The 18,529-nt window shown below is 72.1% G+C and carries 15 protein-coding genes; 7 read left to right on the top strand and 8 right to left on the bottom strand.

Going from position 1 to position 18,529, the window contains the following annotated elements; genetic code table 11:
• The first annotated feature begins 7 nt into the window (after positions 1-7).
• From ACWDGI_RS40645 to ACWDGI_RS40615, 7 genes are all read left to right on the top strand, one after another.
• The gene (locus tag ACWDGI_RS40645) at positions 8-1,120 is read left to right on the top strand and encodes a 3-dehydroquinate synthase II family protein (protein ID WP_450768064.1); all 1,113 of its coding nucleotides are present in this window, start codon (positions 8-10) and stop codon (positions 1,118-1,120) included.
• Between the two features lie 102 nt (positions 1,121-1,222).
• On the top strand, positions 1,223-2,584 hold the full coding sequence (locus tag ACWDGI_RS40640; RefSeq protein WP_450768063.1) for an aspartate kinase: 1,362 nt from the start codon (positions 1,223-1,225) through the stop codon (positions 2,582-2,584).
• A 118-nt stretch (positions 2,585-2,702) separates the two neighbouring features.
• The gene (locus ACWDGI_RS40635) at positions 2,703-3,947 is read left to right on the top strand and encodes a cytochrome P450 (RefSeq protein ID WP_450768062.1); all 1,245 of its coding nucleotides are present in this window, start codon (positions 2,703-2,705) and stop codon (positions 3,945-3,947) included.
• A gap of 62 nt (positions 3,948-4,009) precedes the next feature.
• Positions 4,010-5,551, top strand: a complete 1,542-nt coding sequence (locus tag ACWDGI_RS40630; RefSeq protein ID WP_450768061.1) for a GMC family oxidoreductase — start codon at positions 4,010-4,012, stop codon at positions 5,549-5,551.
• 53 nt (positions 5,552-5,604) lie between these two features.
• Entirely contained in the window at positions 5,605-7,098 is a 1,494-nt protein-coding gene (locus tag ACWDGI_RS40625) for an aldehyde dehydrogenase family protein (protein WP_450768060.1), read from the top strand.
• Positions 7,099-7,130: 32 nt separating this feature from the next.
• Positions 7,131-8,135 carry a zinc-binding dehydrogenase gene (locus ACWDGI_RS40620; RefSeq protein WP_450768059.1) on the top strand — a complete coding sequence of 335 codons (1,005 nt, stop codon included), beginning with the start codon at positions 7,131-7,133 and terminating at the stop codon, positions 8,133-8,135.
• Between the two features lie 67 nt (positions 8,136-8,202).
• Complete coding sequence (locus ACWDGI_RS40615) at positions 8,203-9,504, top strand: flavin-containing monooxygenase (protein ID WP_450768058.1); 1,302 nt, start codon at positions 8,203-8,205, stop codon at positions 9,502-9,504.
• 513 nt (positions 9,505-10,017) lie between these two features.
• Here ACWDGI_RS40615 and ACWDGI_RS40610 read toward each other — a convergent pair.
• The 8 genes from ACWDGI_RS40610 to ACWDGI_RS40575 all read right to left on the bottom strand — a co-directional run bounded on the left by ACWDGI_RS40610 (position 10,018) and on the right by ACWDGI_RS40575 (position 18,507).
• A complete protein-coding gene (locus ACWDGI_RS40610; protein ID WP_450768057.1) occupies positions 10,018-11,247 on the bottom strand; it encodes a cytochrome P450 family protein in 1,230 nt (409 codons plus the stop codon).
• 48 nt (positions 11,248-11,295) lie between these two features.
• Complete coding sequence (locus tag ACWDGI_RS40605) at positions 11,296-12,639, bottom strand: MFS transporter (RefSeq protein ID WP_450768056.1); 1,344 nt, start codon at positions 12,637-12,639, stop codon at positions 11,296-11,298.
• A gap of 200 nt (positions 12,640-12,839) precedes the next feature.
• Entirely contained in the window at positions 12,840-14,543 is a 1,704-nt protein-coding gene (locus ACWDGI_RS40600) for an AMP-binding protein (RefSeq protein ID WP_450768055.1), read from the bottom strand.
• 5 nt (positions 14,544-14,548) lie between these two features.
• Positions 14,549-15,349, bottom strand: a complete 801-nt coding sequence (locus ACWDGI_RS40595) for an enoyl-CoA hydratase/isomerase family protein (protein ID WP_450768054.1) — start codon at positions 15,347-15,349, stop codon at positions 14,549-14,551.
• Complete coding sequence (locus ACWDGI_RS40590) at positions 15,346-16,089, bottom strand: SDR family NAD(P)-dependent oxidoreductase (RefSeq protein WP_450768053.1); 744 nt, start codon at positions 16,087-16,089, stop codon at positions 15,346-15,348. The genes ACWDGI_RS40595 and ACWDGI_RS40590 overlap by 4 nt, the downstream gene beginning before the upstream one ends.
• Entirely contained in the window at positions 16,086-16,574 is a 489-nt protein-coding gene (locus tag ACWDGI_RS40585; protein ID WP_450768052.1) for a PaaD-like zinc ribbon domain-containing protein, read from the bottom strand. The genes ACWDGI_RS40590 and ACWDGI_RS40585 overlap by 4 nt, the downstream gene beginning before the upstream one ends.
• A complete protein-coding gene (locus ACWDGI_RS40580) occupies positions 16,571-17,620 on the bottom strand; it encodes a Phenylacetic acid catabolic protein (RefSeq protein ID WP_450768051.1) in 1,050 nt (349 codons plus the stop codon). Before ACWDGI_RS40580 ends, ACWDGI_RS40585 begins: the two co-directional genes overlap by 4 nt.
• Positions 17,620-18,507, bottom strand: a complete 888-nt coding sequence (locus ACWDGI_RS40575) for a Phenylacetic acid catabolic protein (RefSeq protein ID WP_450768050.1) — start codon at positions 18,505-18,507, stop codon at positions 17,620-17,622. Before ACWDGI_RS40575 ends, ACWDGI_RS40580 begins: the two co-directional genes overlap by 1 nt.
• Positions 18,508-18,529: the final 22 nt, after the last annotated feature.

Here is an 18,529-nt window from a genome sequence, read left to right as displayed (position 1 = left end):
TGCGAACATGAAATCCGCATGGATCGACCTCCGCGGCACCGCTTCCGAACTCGCCACCGCCATCGTCGAGGAAAGCACCCACATCGGCATCGAGACCGTGGTGCTGGACGACCCCGAACTGGTCGGCAAGGTCCCGCCGAACGTGCAGAAGGCCGCCGTCGTCACCGGGGAGACGCCCACCACCCTGATCGACCAGCTCGTCGACGTGGTCGACATCCTGATCGCCGACCACAGCATCGCCGAGAAGTTCGAGGGCCTGCGCCCCGGTCTGCGCTCCGGTGTCCTGGTCAAGGTGCTGGACGAGCAGACCCTCGAACTCGCCTGCCGGATCGCCAACGAGGCCGACCTGACCCTCGTCGAGTTCCGTCAGGACCCCAGCAAGATCCCCCTGGAGATCCTGCTGGCCGCGGCCGACAAGGCCAAGGGCTCCATCGTCACCGTCGTCGAGGACGTCGAGGACGCGGCCACCACCCTCGGGGTGCTGGAGCGCGGCTCGGACGCGGTGCTGCTGGCGCCCAAGCGCGTCGGCGACGCCACCGAACTGATGCAGGTCACCCGGGGCGAGGCCGCCTCGCTGGAGATGGAGGAGCTGGAGATCGTCCAGCTCACCCACCTCGGCCTGGGCGACCGGGTCTGCGTCGACACCTGCTCCCACCTGCGGCCCAACGAGGGCATCCTGGTCGGGTCGTACTCCACCGGCCTGGTGCTCGTCAGCAGTGAGACCCACCCGCTGCCGTACATGCCCACCCGCCCGTTCCGGGTGAACGCGGCCGCTCTGTCCTCCTACACCCTGACGCCCGGTAACCGCACCCAGTACCTGTCCGAGCTGCACTGCGGGTCGGAGATCCTGGCCGTCAGCACCGACGGCAGCGTACGCACCGTGGTCGTGGGCCGGATCAAGATGGAGTCCCGTCCGATGCTGCGGATCGAGGCCCGCACCCGCAGCGGCCAGCTCGTGGACATGGTCGGTCAGGACGACTGGCACGTCCGGGCGCTCGGCCCCGGCGGCAGTGTGCACAACTTCACCGAGCTGCGGCCCGGTGACGTCATCCTCGGCCACACCATGACCGACCAGCGCCACGTCGGCTACGCCATCCGGGAGTTCCTCCACGAGCAGTAGAGCCCGCGCCGGTCACGTGACCGCCGCGGGAACCGGCGGTCACCGGGGCGCTCGGGCAACGTCCTCCACGTTTCACGGATTTGAAGGAAGAGAGTGCGTGAGATGGCGCTCATAGTGCAGAAATACGGCGGAACATCGGTCGCCACACCTGAAAAGGTCATCGAAGCTGCACGGCAGATCCGGGCGGCACGCGAGGACGGGAACCAGGTCGTCGTGGTCGTGTCCGCCATGGGCGGGGCCACCGACGAACTGCTCCGGCTGGCATCCGCGGTGACCGCCCGCCCCGACGCACGCGAACTCGACGCCCTGCTGTGCACGGGCGAGGCCGCGTCCGCCGGACTGGTATCGCTGGCGCTGGGCCACCAGGGCGTCGCGAGCCGTTCGTTCAGCGGTCCCGAGGCGGGAATCCGCACCGACCACCGCCACGGCCGGGCCACGATCGTGGAGGTGGACCCGCGCAGACTGCGGGAGGAACTCGCCAGGGGAGCCGTCCCCGTCGTCGCGGGCTTCCAGGGCGAGTCGATCGTCACCGGAGCCCGCACGACCCTGGGCCGCGGCGGCTCCGACACCACTGGCGTCGCCCTGGCCGCCGCGCTCGGCGCGGACCACTGCGAGATCGTCACCGATGTCGCCGGCGTCTACACGGCCGACCCCCGCACGGTCGCCGGCGCCCGTCGGCACACGGCCCTGCTGTACGAGGAGATGGCCGAACTGGCCGTCAGCGGCGCGAAGGTGCTCGCCTCCGACTCGGTCGACTACGCGCGAACCCACGGCGTCGATTTGAAGGTGCGCTCCAACAGCGCCGCGATCGGCCCGCAGACCTGGGTCGGTGATGGCCGACGCGCCGCCGGGGCGGCATCCGGGGAGTCGTGGACTCCCGCAGGCCGCCTCCACCCCATCGCCGGGGTCGCGGGGCGCTCCGGCCTGGTCCGCTGCGTACTGCGGCGGATCACCTCCGACCATGTCCTGCGCCTGCTCGGCGAACTGGTCGAGCGCGAGACCGAGGTCGAGCTGCGCCGCTACGGCAACCTCGGCACCGAGGACGCCGGCGACATCGCGCTCACGCTGCCCGAGGGCAGTGTGGAGGAGATGCGGGAACTGCTGGCCGACACCGACCGCGGCATCCGCCTCGACGAGGCGCACTGGACGATGAACCTGGCCCGGCTCTCCGTCGTCGGCCTGGGCATCGGCCGGCGGCCCTACGCGCCGGTGCGGCTGCTGGAAGCCCTGCGCTCGGTCGGCGCCGCGCGCACCGACCTCCACGTCACCTCCAACCGGCTCAGCGTGCTGACCGGTCGCAGCGACCTGGCCGCGGCCACCCAGATCGTCCACGACACCTTCCTGTCCGAGCCGGTGACGCCCCTGGTCCATACGGCGGACCCGGACCACGCCGGCGCCGCCTGGCCGCTGGCCGCCGGGCGCGGGCAGCTCGACGCGGTGCCCGCTCTGGCCGCCGCCGAGTGACCCCGGCCCCCACACCACGAGGGAGAACACCGATGTCCGTCATCCGACTCGACCCCGGCCGTCCGGGCGGGCCGACATCGCGCGGCCCCGCCGGCAGGCCGCGGCGGGAGGGTCCCCGATGACCGCCACGCCGGCCTTCGACCCCACCTCCGACGAGCAACTGGCCGACCCCTACCCCGTCTACGCGCAGATGCGCGCGCAGTGCCCGGTGCTCCACGACCGGGACCGGGACATCTGGATCCTCAGCCGCCACGAGGACGTGGTGCGCGTCGTCCACGACCCCGAGACGTTCTCCTCCGAGAGCGCGGTGCGGATCACCGCGGGACCCGAGTCCGACGAGGTGAAGCAGGTCCTGGCCGAAGGCTGGGCGCTGACGCCGAACCTGACCGAGAGCGACGGCGAGGAGCACACCCGGCTGCGTGTGGCGGTCAACCGCGTCTTCACACCCCGGCGCGTGGCGGCGCTGGAGCCCTTCGTCCAGGACACCGCCGAGGAACTGATAGCCCGGTTCGCGGGGGACGGCCGGGCCGACATCATCGAGGGCTACGCCTGGCCCCTGCCGCTGATCGTCATGGCACGGATCCTGGGCGTGCCGTCCCAGGACGTGCCGCTGCTGCGCCAGTGGAGCTCCAACTGGCTGAAGCTGTCCGTCGGCACCGGCGAGCCGGCCGAGCGGGTCGACTGGGCCCATGACGTCGTCACCATGCAGCACTACGTGATGGGGCTGCTGGACGACACCGACCGGGCCGGCGAGGACTCGCTCGTCTCCTCGCTGGCGCAGTACGGCGTCGAGCACGGACTCGACGACGTGGAACTGATGCGCATCGTGATGAACCTGATCATCGCGGGACACGTCACGGTCACCCGCGCCATCGGCAACGGCCTGGTCACCCTGCTGCAGAACCCCCGCCAGCTCGCGGCCCTGCGCGCCGGCGAGGCCTCCGCCGAGGCGATGGTCGAGGAGATCCTGCGCTTCGAATCCCCGGTGCAGGGCCTGTTCCGCACCGTGACACGGGAGACGGAACTCGCCGGCAGGCGCCTCGTGCCCGGCGACCGCGTGATGGTCCACTGGGGCTCCGCCAACCGCGACGGGTGCGTGTTCGCCAACCCGGACGAGTTCGCCCTGAGCGGCAGGCCCCGCCGGCACCAGATGGCCTTCGGCCGCGGCGTCCACGCCTGCCTCGGCGCCTCCCTGGCACGCCTGCAGCTGCGCGTCGCCATCCCGCTGCTCTTCGACCGGCTCCCCGGCCTGCGCCTGGGCCCCGCCGACTCCCGCAGCCGCGAACGGCTGGTCATCGCGCGCGGATTCGAGGAACTGCACCTGCACTGGAACGTCCCGACCCTGCGAGAGGCCGCATCATGACCGCACCAGCTCCCGGCCCGCGACGCGCCGCCGGCCGACCCGGGTCCGGGTAGGCGGCCGCCATGACCTACGACGTGATCGTGATCGGCGGCGGATCCGCCGGCTGCGTCCTCGCCAACCGGCTGAGCGCCGACCCGCGGCGCTCGGTGCTGCTCCTGGAGGCGGGCCCCGACTTCGCCACCACCGACGACACACCGCCGGACATCAAGGACGCGACCTACGCCCCGTACACCTACGACTGGGGCTACCGCTCCGTCCCGGACGCCTTCGGCAACGAGGTGCCCGTTCCGCGGGGCCGCGTCATCGGCGGCTGCTCCGCCGTCAACGTCTGCGTCGCCATGCGGGCCCGGCCCGCCGACCACGACGCGTGGGCCGCCGCGGCCGGCCCCGCCTGGGGCTACCCGCAGATGCTCCCCTTCTACCAGGAGATGGAGCACTACCCGTACGGCGAGGAGAAGTACCACGGCCTGGGCGGCCCCTACCGCATGACGCTGGGCGCCCCGGAGGACCTCGGACAGCACGCCGTCGCCGCGCAGCAGGCCGGCGTGCGACTCGGGTACGCGGAGGTCGCCGACTTCAACGCGCCCGGCGCGCCGGGATTCGCCCGCACCCCGCTCAGCGCGGCCGACGGCATACGGCTCAGCACCGCCATCGGCTACCTCAACCCGGTCCGTGACCGCCCCAACCTCCAGGTGCGCGGCGAGACGCTGGTCGACCGGGTGCTGTTCAGCGGCACCCGGGCCCGGGGCGTGCGACTGGCCACCGGGGAGGAGATCCCCGCCCGGCACGTCGTGCTCAGCGCCGGCGCCTACAACTCGCCCGCCATCAGCCTGCGTTCGGGCATCGGCGACCGCGGCGACCTGACGGCGCTCGGTATCGGTGTGGTGGCCGACCTTCCCGGAGTGGGACGCAACCTCACCGAGCACCCCGCCTACTGGAACGTCCACGCGGCCAAGCCGCCCCGGGCCGAGGCCCGGTCGGTGTTCGGCAGCGTCCTCAGCGTCGCCACCGGGCCGGACGAGCCCGACTTCGACGTACAGATCCTGCCCTCGGCGGCCGTGCCGGCAGGCAGCCTGCCCGAGCAGTTCGTGCCGCGGGCCGAGAACCACCCCACCGGCTGGGACATGGTCTTCTTCGTCTCCTGCGTGCAGCCCCGCTCCCGCGGGAGCGTCCGGCTGTCGTCGCGTGACCCCGAGGCCGCGCCGACGATCGACCTCGGCATGTACACCGCCGCCGACGACGCCGAACGGGTCGCCGACGGGGTACGTCTGGCCCGCCGCCTGGCCCGCACCCGCCCGCTGGCCGACCTGCTGTTCGACGAGCGGGTGCCGGGCCCGGACATCAGCGACCGGGAACTGGCCGACGCCGTCCGCCGCGCGCCGGCGCACTACAACCACGGCAGCGCCACGATGCGCATGGGCCGCCCGGACGACCCGACCGCCGTGGTCGACGCCGACGGCGCTGTACGCGGCGTCGAGGGACTGACCGTCGCGGACGCGTCGGTGTTCCCGGTGATGCCCCGCGTGGCCACGAACGTCCCCGCCATCGTGGTCGCCGAGCGGATCGCCTCGGTGCTGTGCGAACGACTCGCCCCGCACAACTGAGCCCCACCACCAGCCGAAGCCGGGCGCGCCCGGCGCACTATCAGGAGGATTCCGTGTCCACGACCGTCGAAGCCGTACAAGTCCTGCGTACCCGCTGGTCGTCCGAGAACGAGGCCGACCGGTTCACCGTGGACGACCCGGCGACCGGCCGGCCCCTGACGGTCGTCCAGGGAGCCGACGCCGACCAGGTGGATGAGGCGGTCAGGACCGCCCACGAAGCCCACTACGCGTGGAAGGCCCGCACCCCGCGCGAGCGTGGCCGGTGGCTGTGGAAGGTCGCCCAGGTGATCCGCGAGCACGCCGACGAGATCGCGGCGCTGGAGTCCAGTGACAACGGCAAGCCGTTCACCCAGGCGCGCCAGTTCGACCTGGAGGGCGCCGTCACCATCTTCGAGATGTTCGCCGGCCTGTGCGAGGCGATGCCCGGCCAGGCCCGCGACGCGGGCAGCATGCTCGACGTCACGGTGCGCGAGCCGTTCGGCGTGGTGGGCGCGATCGTGCCGTTCAACTGGCCCCCGCTGCACACCGCGGGCAAGCTCGCCCCCGCCCTGGCGGCAGGCAACGCCGTGGTCATGAAGCCGCCGGAGCAGGCGCCGCTGTCGGTGCTGCGCATCGCCGAGCTGGTCCAGTCGGTACTGCCGGACGACGTCGTGCACATCGTGCCCGGCGGCGGCGAGATCGGCGCCCATCTGGCCGGCCACAAGCTGGTCGGCAAGATCTCCTTCACCGGCGCGCCCACCACGGGCCGGGCGGTGATCAAGACGGCCGCCGACAACCTGACGCCGACGCTGCTGGAACTCGGCGGCAAGAACGCCCTGATGATCTTCGAGGACGCGGATCTGGAGTCAGCCCTGCCCTGGGCGGTCGAGGGCGGCTACTTCAATCAGGGCGAGGCGTGCACGGCCTCCTCACGGGTCCTGGTCCACGCCGACCTGCACGACGAGGTCGCCCGCCGCCTCGCGTCCGCCGTCCGGCGGCTGAAGGTCGGCGCCGGCTCGAACGCGGGCACCCATGTCGGGCCGCTGGTGAGCCCCGCGCAGCGACAGCGGGTGCTGGACTACCTGGAGATCGGCGTCGGCGAGGGCGCCACCATCGCCGCGCAGGCACCCCTGCCCACCGACCCGGAACTGGCGGACGGCTACTACGTGCCGCCGACCCTGTTCACCGGCGTCACCCCCGACATGCGGATCGCACAGGAGGAGATCTTCGGGCCGGTCGTGTGCCTGATCCCCTTCCGCGACGAGGCCGAGGCCGTCCGCATCGCCAACGGCACCGAGTTCGGCCTGGTCGCCGGCGTGTTCACCGGCGACTCCGAGCGCGCCCTGCGGGTCAGCCGCGAGCTGCGGGCCGGCGTGGTGTTCGTCAACCACTACAACCGCGCGTTCACCGGCACCCCGTTCGGCGGCGTGGGCGCCAGCGGGTACGGCCGTGAGCACGCCCTGGAGACCTTGCAGGAGTACAGCTTCAGCCGCAGCCTGCGGCTGCCCTCGGGACGCGAGGCGATCCCCCGCTGGGCGCCGTCCCTCGACGTCGTGGACGAAGCCTGACCGGCTTCCGGGCATCCGCAAGGTGGTGGCATGTGAGTACGACGATGCGCGCGGCGGTCTGCGTGGAGGCGGGCGGTCCCGAGGTACTGCAGATCCGCGATCTGCCCATCCCGGAGATCCGCGACGGCTGGAGCCTGGTCCGTGTGCAAGGCGCGGGCCTGAACCGCTCCGAGCTGAGGACCCGTCAGGGACACTCCCCGAGTGTCTCCTTCCCCCGCGTGCTCGGTATCGAGTGCGTGGGTACCGTGGCCGACTCCACCGACCCCCGGCTGCCGGTCGGGACGACGGTCGCGGCGGTGATGGGGGAGATGGGCCGCCAGTTCGACGGCGGCTACGCGCAGTACGCGCTGCTGCCGAACGCCCTGCTGATGCCGGTGACCACCACCCTGCCGTGGGAGGTCCTGGCCGCGTTGCCCGAGACCTACCTGACCGCGCGCGGCTCCCTGGACGCCCTGGGAATCGCACCCGGTGAACGGCTGCTGATCCGCGGCGGGACCTCCTCGGTGGGGCTGGCGGCGGCGCAGATCGCCGCCGCCCTCGGCGTCGACATCGCGGCCACCACCCGCAACAGGGGCAAGGCCGAGGCGCTGAAGGCGGCCGGCGTCGACCACGTCCTGCTGGACGACGCCCGGCCGCTGGCGGACGCCGTGCACGCGCTGTGGCCCCACGGCCCCGACCACGTCCTGGACCTCGTGGGGACCAGCACCGTGGTGGACTCGCTGCGGCTCGTGCGCCGCGGCGGGACGGTGTGCGTGGCGGGTTCGCTCAGCGGCTGGCTGATCCCCGACTTCGAACCGATCGCCATGATCCCGACCGGGACCAGGCTCACCGCCTTTCACAGTGACACCCTCAAGGGCAGCACCGGCCAGGGGCTGTTGCAGCGGATCGTCGACGAGGTCGAGGCGGGCGTCTACCGGCCCGACCTCGACCGCGTCTTCGCCCTGGACGACATCGCCGCCGCCCACCGCCGCATGGAGGCCGACCAGGCCACCGGCAAGACCGTCGTACTGCCCTGGGCCCGCGCCACCGGCGCGTGAACCGACCCACGACGCACCACCGCGTGACGAGAAACCCCATTCCAAGCGGACCAGGAGCGCTGCCATCATGACCGAATTCGTCGAGACCGCCGTCGTCGGAGGGGGCCAGCAAGGCTGCTCGGTCGCGGGTTCCCTCGCCCGCCTCGGCTACCGGGCGGTGGTCTTCGAGCGGGGGGAGACCGGCCAGGCCTGGGCGAAGGAGCGCTGGGAGAGCCTGCGCGTCAACACGCCCAACCGGACCGTCACCTTCCCCGGCATGCCCTACGACGGCGACGACCCCGAGGGGTACATGCCGGCCCGCGAGGTCGCCTCGCGGCTGCGACGCTACGTCGCCGAGTCGGGCATCGACGTGCGCGAGCACACGCCCGTGCGGTCGGTCGAGACACCCGTCGACACCCCCGCCCACCCCGACGCACGCTTCCGGCTCCACCTGGAGAACGGCCAGAGCGTCGAGGCCCGCAACGTCGTCGCCGCCCTCGGCGGCTACTCCTCGCCGCGCCTGCCCGAACTGACCGCCCGGATCGACCCGTCGGTCACCCAGCTGCACACCCGCTACTACCGCGACCCCCAGTCCCTGCCGCCCGGCGCGGTGCTCGTCGTGGGCTCGGGCAACAGCGGCCAGCAGATCGCCGAGGACCTGCGAGACTCTGGCCGGCAGGTGTACCTCGCGGTCGGCCGGCACAAGACCTCGCCGCGCCGCTACCGGGGCGCCCAGGTCCTGGACTGGCTGCAACTGCTGCCGCTGGAGGGCAACTTGGAGTCCGCGTCCGGCGGGCGCGGCAACTCGCCGGTCCTGCCCGGCGTGTCGGTGCTCAGCGGCAAGGCCGGTGGCCGCGACCTCAGCCTCGGTGTGCTGGCCCGCAAGGGCGTCACGCTCGTCGGCAGTGTCCGCGGTGTGCGGGACGGCATCCTGTTGCTGGAGGACAACGTCCGCGCGATCGCGCGGGACGCGGCCCGCGCCGAGACCGAACTCCTCGAGGCCATCGACACCGCGATAGAGCAGTACGGCCTGACCGTGCCCGAGCGCACGCCCGTACCTCCCTTCGACGCCTCGCAGTTCGCGGACTACGGGGAAGAGCTGGACCTGGCCGCCCTCGACATCACGACGATCGTGTGGGCCACGGGATTCGTGCCCGACTACGGCATCCTGCCCCGTACCGCCCTGGACGACAGCGGCATGCCCGTGCACCGCGCGGGGGCCGGCACCCTGCCGGGGCTGTACTACGCGGGCCTGCCCGAGGGCGGCTCGGTGATGCCGCTGCTCATCGCCTCCACCCGGATCCAGTCGGAGCGGGTCGCCCGCTCCATCCACCTGGACAACACGCTGCGCCACCGCTCGCCGGCGGCGCTCGGCCAGCTCTGGGGCTGACCACGGCGACCGGCACGACGCAGGCAGTGGCGCCCGGCGGGATTTCCCGCCGGGCGCCGCTGCGTCGTCTGCGTGCCGGCCGCGCTTTGTCGCCGCCCTGCCGCGCAGCCGTCTCGTCTTGCCGCGTCGCCGGTGCGTCATTCTGCTGGCGGGTCGGGTCGGGTCGGGTCGGGCCGGTCCGATCCGGTCCGGGCCCGAGTCCCCGCTCGGTCGGCGGCCGCTCCGGACGGGACCGGCGAACGGCGTCGGCCGGGATGCCATCCCGGCCGACGCCGCGGTGGAGCGGGCCGGGCGACACGGTCTGCGGCACGGTGAAGGGTGGTCGGGTGACACGGTCTGCGGCACGGTGAAAGGTGGTCGGGTGACACGGTCTGCGGCACGGTGAGAGCTGGTCGAGTGACATGGCCTGCGGCACGGTGGGAGCCGGCCGGTGACCCGGCTGACGACACGGACAAGGACATGCCGCCGGCGCCGCCCCGAGCCTCGGGGGCGACGCCGGCGGCGCAGGCACGGTCATGCCGGCCGGGGTACGACCTCCAGGCCCAGGGGGCCGTTGATGATGAAGGACTCCACGCGCGCCGGCTGCTGCCCGGGGTGCGCCAGGGCGAGCTCGGGCAGCCGACTGAAGAGCGTGCTCAGGGCGACGTCCGCTTCGAGTCGGGCGAGGTGCGCGCCGAGGCAGAAGTGGGGTCCGTGACCGAACGCGAGGTGCTCCTTGCTGGAGCGCGTGGGGTCGAAGCGCTCCGGGCACTGCGGGTGCAGCTCGGGATCGCGTCCGGCGGCCGCGAAGGCGACGGTGATCGCATCGCCCTTGCGGATGACGACGCCTTCACCCAGGTCGATGTCCTCCAGGGCGCAGCGCATCGGTATGTGCATGATCGGGCCCTCGACGCGCAGCGTCTCCTCGATGACGTCCTGCCAGCCGATGGTCCCCTCCTGGACCCGGGTGAGGGTCTCGGGGTGGTCGAGTACGGCGTGGACGGCACTGGTGATGAGGTTGACGGTGGTCTCGTAACCGGCGCCGATCATGAGGAACAGCGTGCCGAGCAGGACGTCCTCCGACATCGGCTCCTGACCGGGGTCGGAGGGCAGCAGCAGGTCGCTGGTCAGGTCGGCGGCCGGGTGCTCCCGCTTGTACCGCAGCAGTTCGCCGAGGCGCTCGTACAGGTTGTTGTTGGCGGCCAGCGCCTCCTCCGGCCCGAGCGAGGAGTTCAGCACGGCGTCGATCCCTGTGCCGATCTTGGTGCGCAGGTGGTCGGGGACGCCGAACAGGTCGCAGATGACCGTGATGGTCAGCGGCAGAGCCAGGGCCTGGCGGATGTCGGCGACGGCCCCCGGGGGCAGTTCGGCCAGCGCGTCGATCAGCCGGTCGGCGGTCGCCTGGACCTGCGGACGCATGCGTTCCACCTGCCGCGGTGAGAACGTGGGCGCGACGCGACGGCGGGACCTGCGGTGCTCCTCGCCGTAGAAGTTGAAGAAACTCTGCTGCAGGGCGAGGGCGGCGAGCGGCCAGCCGTCGGGCATGTGGGCCAGGTCGGGCCAGTGCCGGCGTATGTCGCGCGAGACGCGCGGGTCGTTGGTCAACGCCTGGATGACGCTGTGCCGGGTGACCGCCCAGGCGCGGACGGGGCCGGGAAGGTTCACCAGCACGGCCGGCGCCTCGCGCAGCGAGGTGGCCTCGGCGTGCATCGCCCGGCCGGTGGGATCGAGAACGGGGCAACTGGTGATGGACAGGGACGACATGGGGAACTTCCTCACTGGAGATCGAACAGAGACGTGCGCCGGTTGTCCTCAGCTCCGGGCGGCGGCGGCGACGTCGGCAGGCGCGGCCAGCGTCGGTGCGGCGGCGGTGTGTTGCACCGGCGAGCCGGCGGGGCGCTCCCGCAGGAACAGCGATGCGACCAGGCCGATCACACCGGCCGCCGCCATGTACAGGGCGATGGGCGTCCAGCTGTGGTACTTGCTGAGCAGGGACGCGGCGATGAGCGGGCTGACGGCGCCGCCGAGCAGACCGCCCACGTTGTAGCTGATGGACATCGCGGAGTACCGCAGCGCCGTGGGGAACAGCTGCGGAAAGAACGCCCCTTGAACGCCGTAGTTCGCGGCGAACCCGGCGAACAGCGCCAGGAAGCCGAGTGCCATCAGCGGCAACGACCCGGTCCCGAGCAGCGGGAACCAGGCGAACGGGGCCACCGTCATGACGACGATGCCGCCGACGAAGACCGCCTTGCGGCTGCGGCGGTCACCCAGCCGGCCGAACAACGGCATGGCGACGATCAGGAAGACGCACGACCCGGCGAGCAGCGCCAGCATCTCCGAGCGGCCCACATGGATGGTCGACGCGTATTTGAGCGAGAACACCGACCCCAGGTAGAACACCAGGAACATCGGGAGCGCCGACAGCGACGCGCACAGGGTGAGCAGACCGTGCCGCGACAGGACCGCGAGCGCCGGTACGGCACTGACCGCGCCCGCCGACTTCACCTCCTCGAACTCGGGGGTCTCAACGAGGCGCAGCCGGACGCGCAACGCGAAGGCCACGAGGAACGCGCTGAACAGGAACGGCAGTCGCCACCCCCACGACAGCACCTGCCGGTCCGGCAGCAGCGTGACGAGCAGCAGGACCCCGTTGGCCAGCAGCAGCCCCCAGGCGTTGCCGGTGCCGACGACGGCGGTGAGGAAGCCCCGCTTGTTCGGCTGGGCGTTCTCCAGCGCCATCAGGAATCCGCCGCTGGACTCCCCGCCGAGCGAGCACCCCTGGACGAACCGGAGGACCGTCAGCAGGATCGGGGCGGCGACGCCGATGGTCCGGTAGGTGGGGAGCAGGCCGATCAGGACCGTTGCGCCGCCCATCACGGTGAGCGTGGTGATCAGCGTCGTCCTGCGACCCAGCCGGTCCCCGAAGTGGCCGAAGACGAAGGCGCCCAGGGGCCTGCCCACGAACGCGACCGCGAAGGTCGACAGCGACAGCAGCGTTCCGGTGGCGGGGGCGAAGGAGGGGAAGAACAGTTTGCCGAAATACAGCGACGAGAACGACCCGTAGATGAGGAACTCGTAGAACTCGATGCTGTTGCCGATGAGGCTGCTCAGTACGGCTCTTCTGCGCTGCCCCTCGGATGTGAGGACACGATTCATGGCGTCTCCGAGGCTCGATGGTCGACTGTGTCGATGAGGTTGTGGGCCGGGGGCCGGGGGCCGAGGGCCGAGGGCCGCGGCCGTGCGGGCTGCGCCGGTGACCGGTCCGCCGGCGGCGCAGCCCGCACCCTTGGGATGAAGTGCGCCTGATGCGCGGCGGACGACACCGCCCCGGCGGACACACCCGGTGGAGCGGGGAGCTAGCTGTGGAAGTCCTCCTCCCACCACTCCTGCGCCGAGCGCGTGAGCCGCTGCTCCTCGCGCCTGCGCAGCTCGGCCCGCTGTGTCTTGCCGGAGATGGTCTTGGGCAGTTCGGCGAACTCGATCCGGCGTATCCGCTTGTAGGGAGCGAGGTGTTCGCGGGCGTGCGCGAGGATCTGCTGTGCGGTCTGCGCCTCCGGCCGGTAGTCGGCGGCGAGCGCGACGTAGGCCTTGGGCACGGCCAGCCGCAGCGGCTCGGGTGAGGGCACCACCGCGGCGTCGGCCACGGCCGCGTGCCGCAGCAGCACGCTCTCCAGTTCGAAGGGAGAGATCCGGTAGTCGGACGCCTTGAAGACGTCGTCACCGCGTCCCTGGTAGCGGAAGAGGCCCTCGGCGTCGCGGGTGGCGAAGTCACCGGTGTGGTAGTGGCCGCCGTGCATGGCGCGCGCGGTCGCCTCGGGATCGCCGAGGTACCCGCTCATCAGACCCAGCGGCCGGCCGGCCAGCGGCAGGCAGATCTCGCCTTCCGCGGAGCCGCCGTACACGGGGGTGTTGGTCTGTGGGTCAAGGAGCGCCACGTCGTAGCCCGGCAGGGCCCAGCCCAACGCGCCCTCCACGACCGGCATCCCCGGCGGCGTCCCGATCTGGGCGGTCGTCTCGGTCTGCCCGTAGCCGTCCCGTACCGTGACGCCCCAGGCGTCACGGATGCGGTGCACGACCTCCGCGTTCAGCGGTTCTCCGGCGGCCACCGCCTCGCGCAGCGACATCGGCCACCGGGTGAGGTCCTCCTGGATGAGGCTGCGCCACACGGTGGGCGGAGCGCAGAAGGAGGTTGCCGCGCAGCGCGACATCATCTCCAGCAGCGGACGCGCCGCGAACCGCGGCTGGTTGACGACCAGGACCGTCGCCTGTGCGTTCCAGGGGGCGAACAGGCAGCTCCACGCGTGTTTCGCCCACCCGGGCGAGGAGATGTTCAGGTGCACGTCACCGGGGCGCAGGCCGATCCAGTACATGGTCGACAGGTGACCGACCGGATAGCTCAGCCCGGTGTGCCCGACCATTTTGGGACGGGCGGTGGTACCCGAGGTGAAGTAGATGAGCGACGGGTCCTCGGGCCGGGTCCGTACCGCCTCCCGCAGCGGTGCGGCCGCGTAGGCCCGCTGGTAGTCCTGCCAGCCCGCAACGCGGTCCCCGACGGCGACGCGCGTCCAACCGCCGTGCAGGACATCGAGCTTGGGGGTGAGATCGGTCTGCGCGATGACGTGCCGCACCTCGCCGCGCTCCAGCCGCTCGGCCAGGTCGTCGGGTGTCAGCTGGACGGCCGCGGGGATCACCGCGGCGCCCAGCCGGAACGCGGCCAGCACGCACTCCCACAGCTCCACCCGGTTGCCGAGCATGAGCAGGATGCGGTCCCCGCGCCGCACGCCGATCGACCGCAGCCACCCGGCGACCCGCCGGGATCGCTCGGCCAGTTCGGCGAAGCTCAGCGCCGTGTCGGCGAGGACCGAGCCCTGCCGGTCCAGGTCGACCACGCGCAGCGCGGTGGCGTCGTTGCCGTCGGAGACGACGTCGAACCAGTCCGCGACCCAGCTGAACGTCTCGCCGAGGTCGGGCCGGGGGAAGGCACGGGCGCGCGGCAGGTCCCCGTAGGAGGACAACAGGTGGTCGCGGGCGCGCTGGAACTCGCCGGTCGCTGTACGCATGGCGGCTACCTCCCGTTGAAGATCGCGCGACCGGGACCGTCGGCGGCGAATCCCCGCATGCCCGTCAGCCGGTCCTCGGTGGCGAACAGGGCGGCGAACACCGACCGTTCGATGGCCAGCCCGGCGGCCAGGTCGGTCGCCAGACCCTGGTCGACAGCCGTCTTGGCGGCGTGCAGCGCCAGCGCGGGGCCCTTCTCGAAGCGCCGAGCCCACCGCAGCGCGGTCTCCAGCACCTGACCGGTCGGCACGACCTGGTCCACCAGGCCCAGCTGCAGCGCCTCGTCGGCACCGACCTGGCGTCCGGTGAAGATCAGCTCCTTGGCCTTGGCCGGACCGATCAGCCGCGGCAGCCGCTGGGTGCCGCCGGCCCCCGGGATGACCCCGAGCAGGACCTCGGGCAGCCCGAGACGTGCCTCGGTGCCGCAGATGCGTGCGTCGGCTGTCAGCGCCAGCTCGCAACCGCCGCCGAGAGCAGGGCCGTTGATCGCGGCCACCACCGGTTTCGGGATGGCGGCCACCGCGTCGAAGGCGCCCTGGAGCACCACCGCGTGCGCCACCATTTCGGCGTGCGTCATCGCGGCCATCTCCTTGATGTCGCCGCCCGCCGAGAAGGCCGTGGGCCCGCCGTGCAGGACCACGGCGCGGACCCGTTCGTCGGCCGCGGCCTGCTCGGCCGCCGCGCGCAGGGCGTACTGCGCCGCACGGTCCAGCACGTTCAGCGGCGGCCGGTCCAGGTGCAGGATGCCCACCGCTCCGTCGACGTCCAGCCACACGGAGAGATGTTCCGCCGTAGGTACGGTCATCATGACCACAGGAGGCCTCCGTTCACCTCGAGGACGTGGCCGTTGACGTAGCTCGATTCGGGACCGGCCAGGAACACCGCCGCGTCCGCGGCTTCGTCGGCGCCGCCGGGCCGGCCGAGCGCCAGCCTGCTCCGGTAGCGCGCCCAGATCTTGTCGTTCTTGGTGAGCTGCTCGCCCATGCCCTCGTCGAGGATGCCCGGAGCGAGGGAGTTGACCAGGATGCCGCGGGGGCCGAGTTCGATGGCGCTGACCCGGGTGAACATCTCCACCGCGGCCTTGGTGGCGCAGTAGCCGGCCGCCCCGATGGCGACCCGGGTCGCCATGCTGGAGGAGACGTTGACGATCCGGGGGGCCGAGCTGCGTTCCAGGTAGGGAATGGCCGCCTGGGTGCACAGGAAGACCCCGGTCAGGTTCGTGGCCACCATGTCCTGCCAGTCGGTGACCGCCAGCCGGTCCACCCGTCCGTCCCGGCTCACACCGGCGTTGGCGACCAGGATGTCCACACCGCCGAAGCGTTCGGCGGTCTCGGCCATCAGCGCGGTGACCGAGTCGTTGCTGGTGACGTCGACCTGGATGTACGCGCCGCGGTCGGGGGAGAGGTCGAGGACTTCCTTGATGTCGTAGGGGTTGCGCGCCGCGCACACCACCCGCGCGCCTTCCAGCAGGTAGCGTTCCGCGATGGCCCGGCCCAGTCCCCGGGAGCCCCCGGTGATCACGGCTGTCTTTCCGGCGAGCCTCATCATGATCCTCCTTGCCTGACGTCGGGGACCGGGAGCACGGCGGAGCAGCCGGCCGTACCGATCACATCGAAGGGCGAGCCGCAGCCGCGGCAGTCGTAGGGCACCTTGCAGACCGCGCCGCCGAAGCGGCCGGCCCGTACGACGTCGTCGCCGGCGCAGTAGGGGCATCGTGGAACCTCGCCCGCCACGCGGTATCCGGCGGTGCGCAGTGCGTCGTGGCCGGCGGTGGTCACCGCCGTGGGCTGCCATGCGCCGCGTTCCCACACGATGTCGATTCCGTGCCCGGGTGCGGCGTCGGTGAGTGCGGACCGCACCCGGCGGGCGATCTCGCCGCGGGCGGGGCAGCTGAGCCGGGTGGGGGCGAGGCGGACCACGATCCGGTCGTCGGTCCTGGACACCGAGCGGACCACTCCGAGGTCGCCCAGGCCCACGTCGATCTCCGGATCGCGCACGTCGGCGACCACGCCGGTGAGCGGATCGGGGCTCACAGGAACACCTCCGGGGCGTAGTGCTCGCGCACGAGGCGGCCGCGCGCGAGGCAGTCGGCCAGGACGCTGCCGCCCGTCCCCGCGGTCCGCGGCACCGGCAGGTGCGGCAGGCGTGATCCGGGGCCGCCGCTGTCGCTGATCAGTGCGTTCAGACGCTCGTGCAGCGCACCCGTCAGGGCGTCCTGCGGGCCGGCGCCGAAGAGGTCGCCGGCGCGCTGCGTCACCTCGGCGTACGCCCGCGTGAATTCCTCGGCTGTCTCGGGCCAGGCGGCGAGCGCCCGCGCCCAGCGTCGCCAGTGGTCGAGGTGGACTCGTTGCTCGTCGCGGATGGCGGCGATCGCGGGGTCGTTCTCGGCGCGCTGCTCGGCGAGCAGGGTGACGGCCGCGGAGATCACCAGCCCGCACACCACGGTGGACGGCCAGTCGCCGAGCCGGTCGATGACACCGGACACCTGCCACTCCTCCTGCGGCCGTTCGAAGAAGTGGGCGTCGGCGGCGGACTCGTCGAATCCGTGCAGCGACAGGATCGTTTCGGCGTGCGCCAGGGCCTCTTGTCCGATGGAGCCGACCGCCAGTGACTCCTCCAGGTCGATGTAGTCGACGATGCGTTCTCCCAGTCGGTTGCCCAGGACGAACAGGTCGTCGGCGAGGGCCAGCCACAGCCCGGTCAGTGCGTGGTCGGCGGCCCCGCGTGCGTCGTCGGTGTGCTCGAACTCGGCGCCTTCGAGGCGCTGTCGCGGCGCGGCGGTGTCCGGCGCGGCGGAGCGGTCGCGGCGGCGTGTGGTGGGGAAGCCGGGCTGGCGGTGCGGCATCCGGGTCTTGGCGGCGAGCAGGTCGCGGTCTTCGGCGCTGGAGACGATCAGGTCGGTGCGCCGTACCACCCAGAGCCGGGAGAGGTCGTCGCGGCGCCCGTAGGTCTCCTTGGCCAGGTGCCAGGCGGCTTCCCGGCGCGGCGCGACGATGGAGCCGACGTGGTTGAGCGGCGAGCCGCTGCCGGTCTGCGCGAAGACTTCGTAGACGTCGGTGTCGGTGGGAACGTGCGGCATCACGCCACCCCCTTCAGCGCGCGCCGGTATCGCGCGTTGCGGTCCAGGGCGCCGCGCACCCAGTCCAGCCGGCGCTGCGACGCCGGGCCGCCACCCGCGATGACCTTCTTCACCTCGGCCCAGTCGGGCATGGCGAACTCCCACTCGCCCGAGGGCGTCTGACGGGCCAGCGCGGGGTCCACGTGCACGCCGAGCTTCTGGAAGACCGGAATGATCTTGTTCAGCCAGGCCTGGCGCAGCTCGTCGTTGCCGTCGGGCTTCAGGCCGATCTGGTGCATGCGGTTGGTGTGCAGGGTCTCGGTGTCGGGGGGACCGAGGTAGGCGAGCACCCGCGGCAGCCACGTCTCGAACCCCTCCTGCACCCGGCGGCGCTGGCCGGCGTCGCCGTGCGTCAGCACCTCGTGGGTCAGGTCCAGCGCGTGCTGGTAGTGGAAGGACTCCTCGCGCTCGATCTTGCGCAGCGCCCGGCCGTAGGGCAGGTACACGCCCTTCATCAGCGACCGGAACTGCAGGATCGCCGCCGAGTTCATCAGGAGCAGCCCCGGGCCGAACTCCTCCCAGGACGCGAAGGAGTAGTGGAAGATGTTGTGCACCTTCGAGCGGCCCTCCAGGTAGTCCAGGAGGATCCGTTCGCGCGGCATGCCCAGGTCCTCGGCGACCCGGGCGGCCACGTGCCCGTGGCCCACCTCGTCCTGGACCTTGGCCATCAGCATCTGCCGCCGGGTGTAGCTGGGCGCGCGGTCCAGCCACTCGGCGAACGGCAGCACGCCCACCAGCTCGTTGAGTGCCTGTACGGTGGCGAACCGCCTGGCGCCCTCCCGTACTTCGTCGGGCATCGGGTCCCACAGCTCGTAGCAGCGGAGTCCCGCCGCTGTCGCGGTCGGCATGTCTCATTCCTTTCGCAGCGCT

The sequence above is a fragment of the Streptomyces sp. NPDC001220 genome (assembly GCF_053597895.1).
Note: the sequence above shows the minus strand (reverse complement) of the source record. Positions and strands in the feature narration are given on the sequence as shown.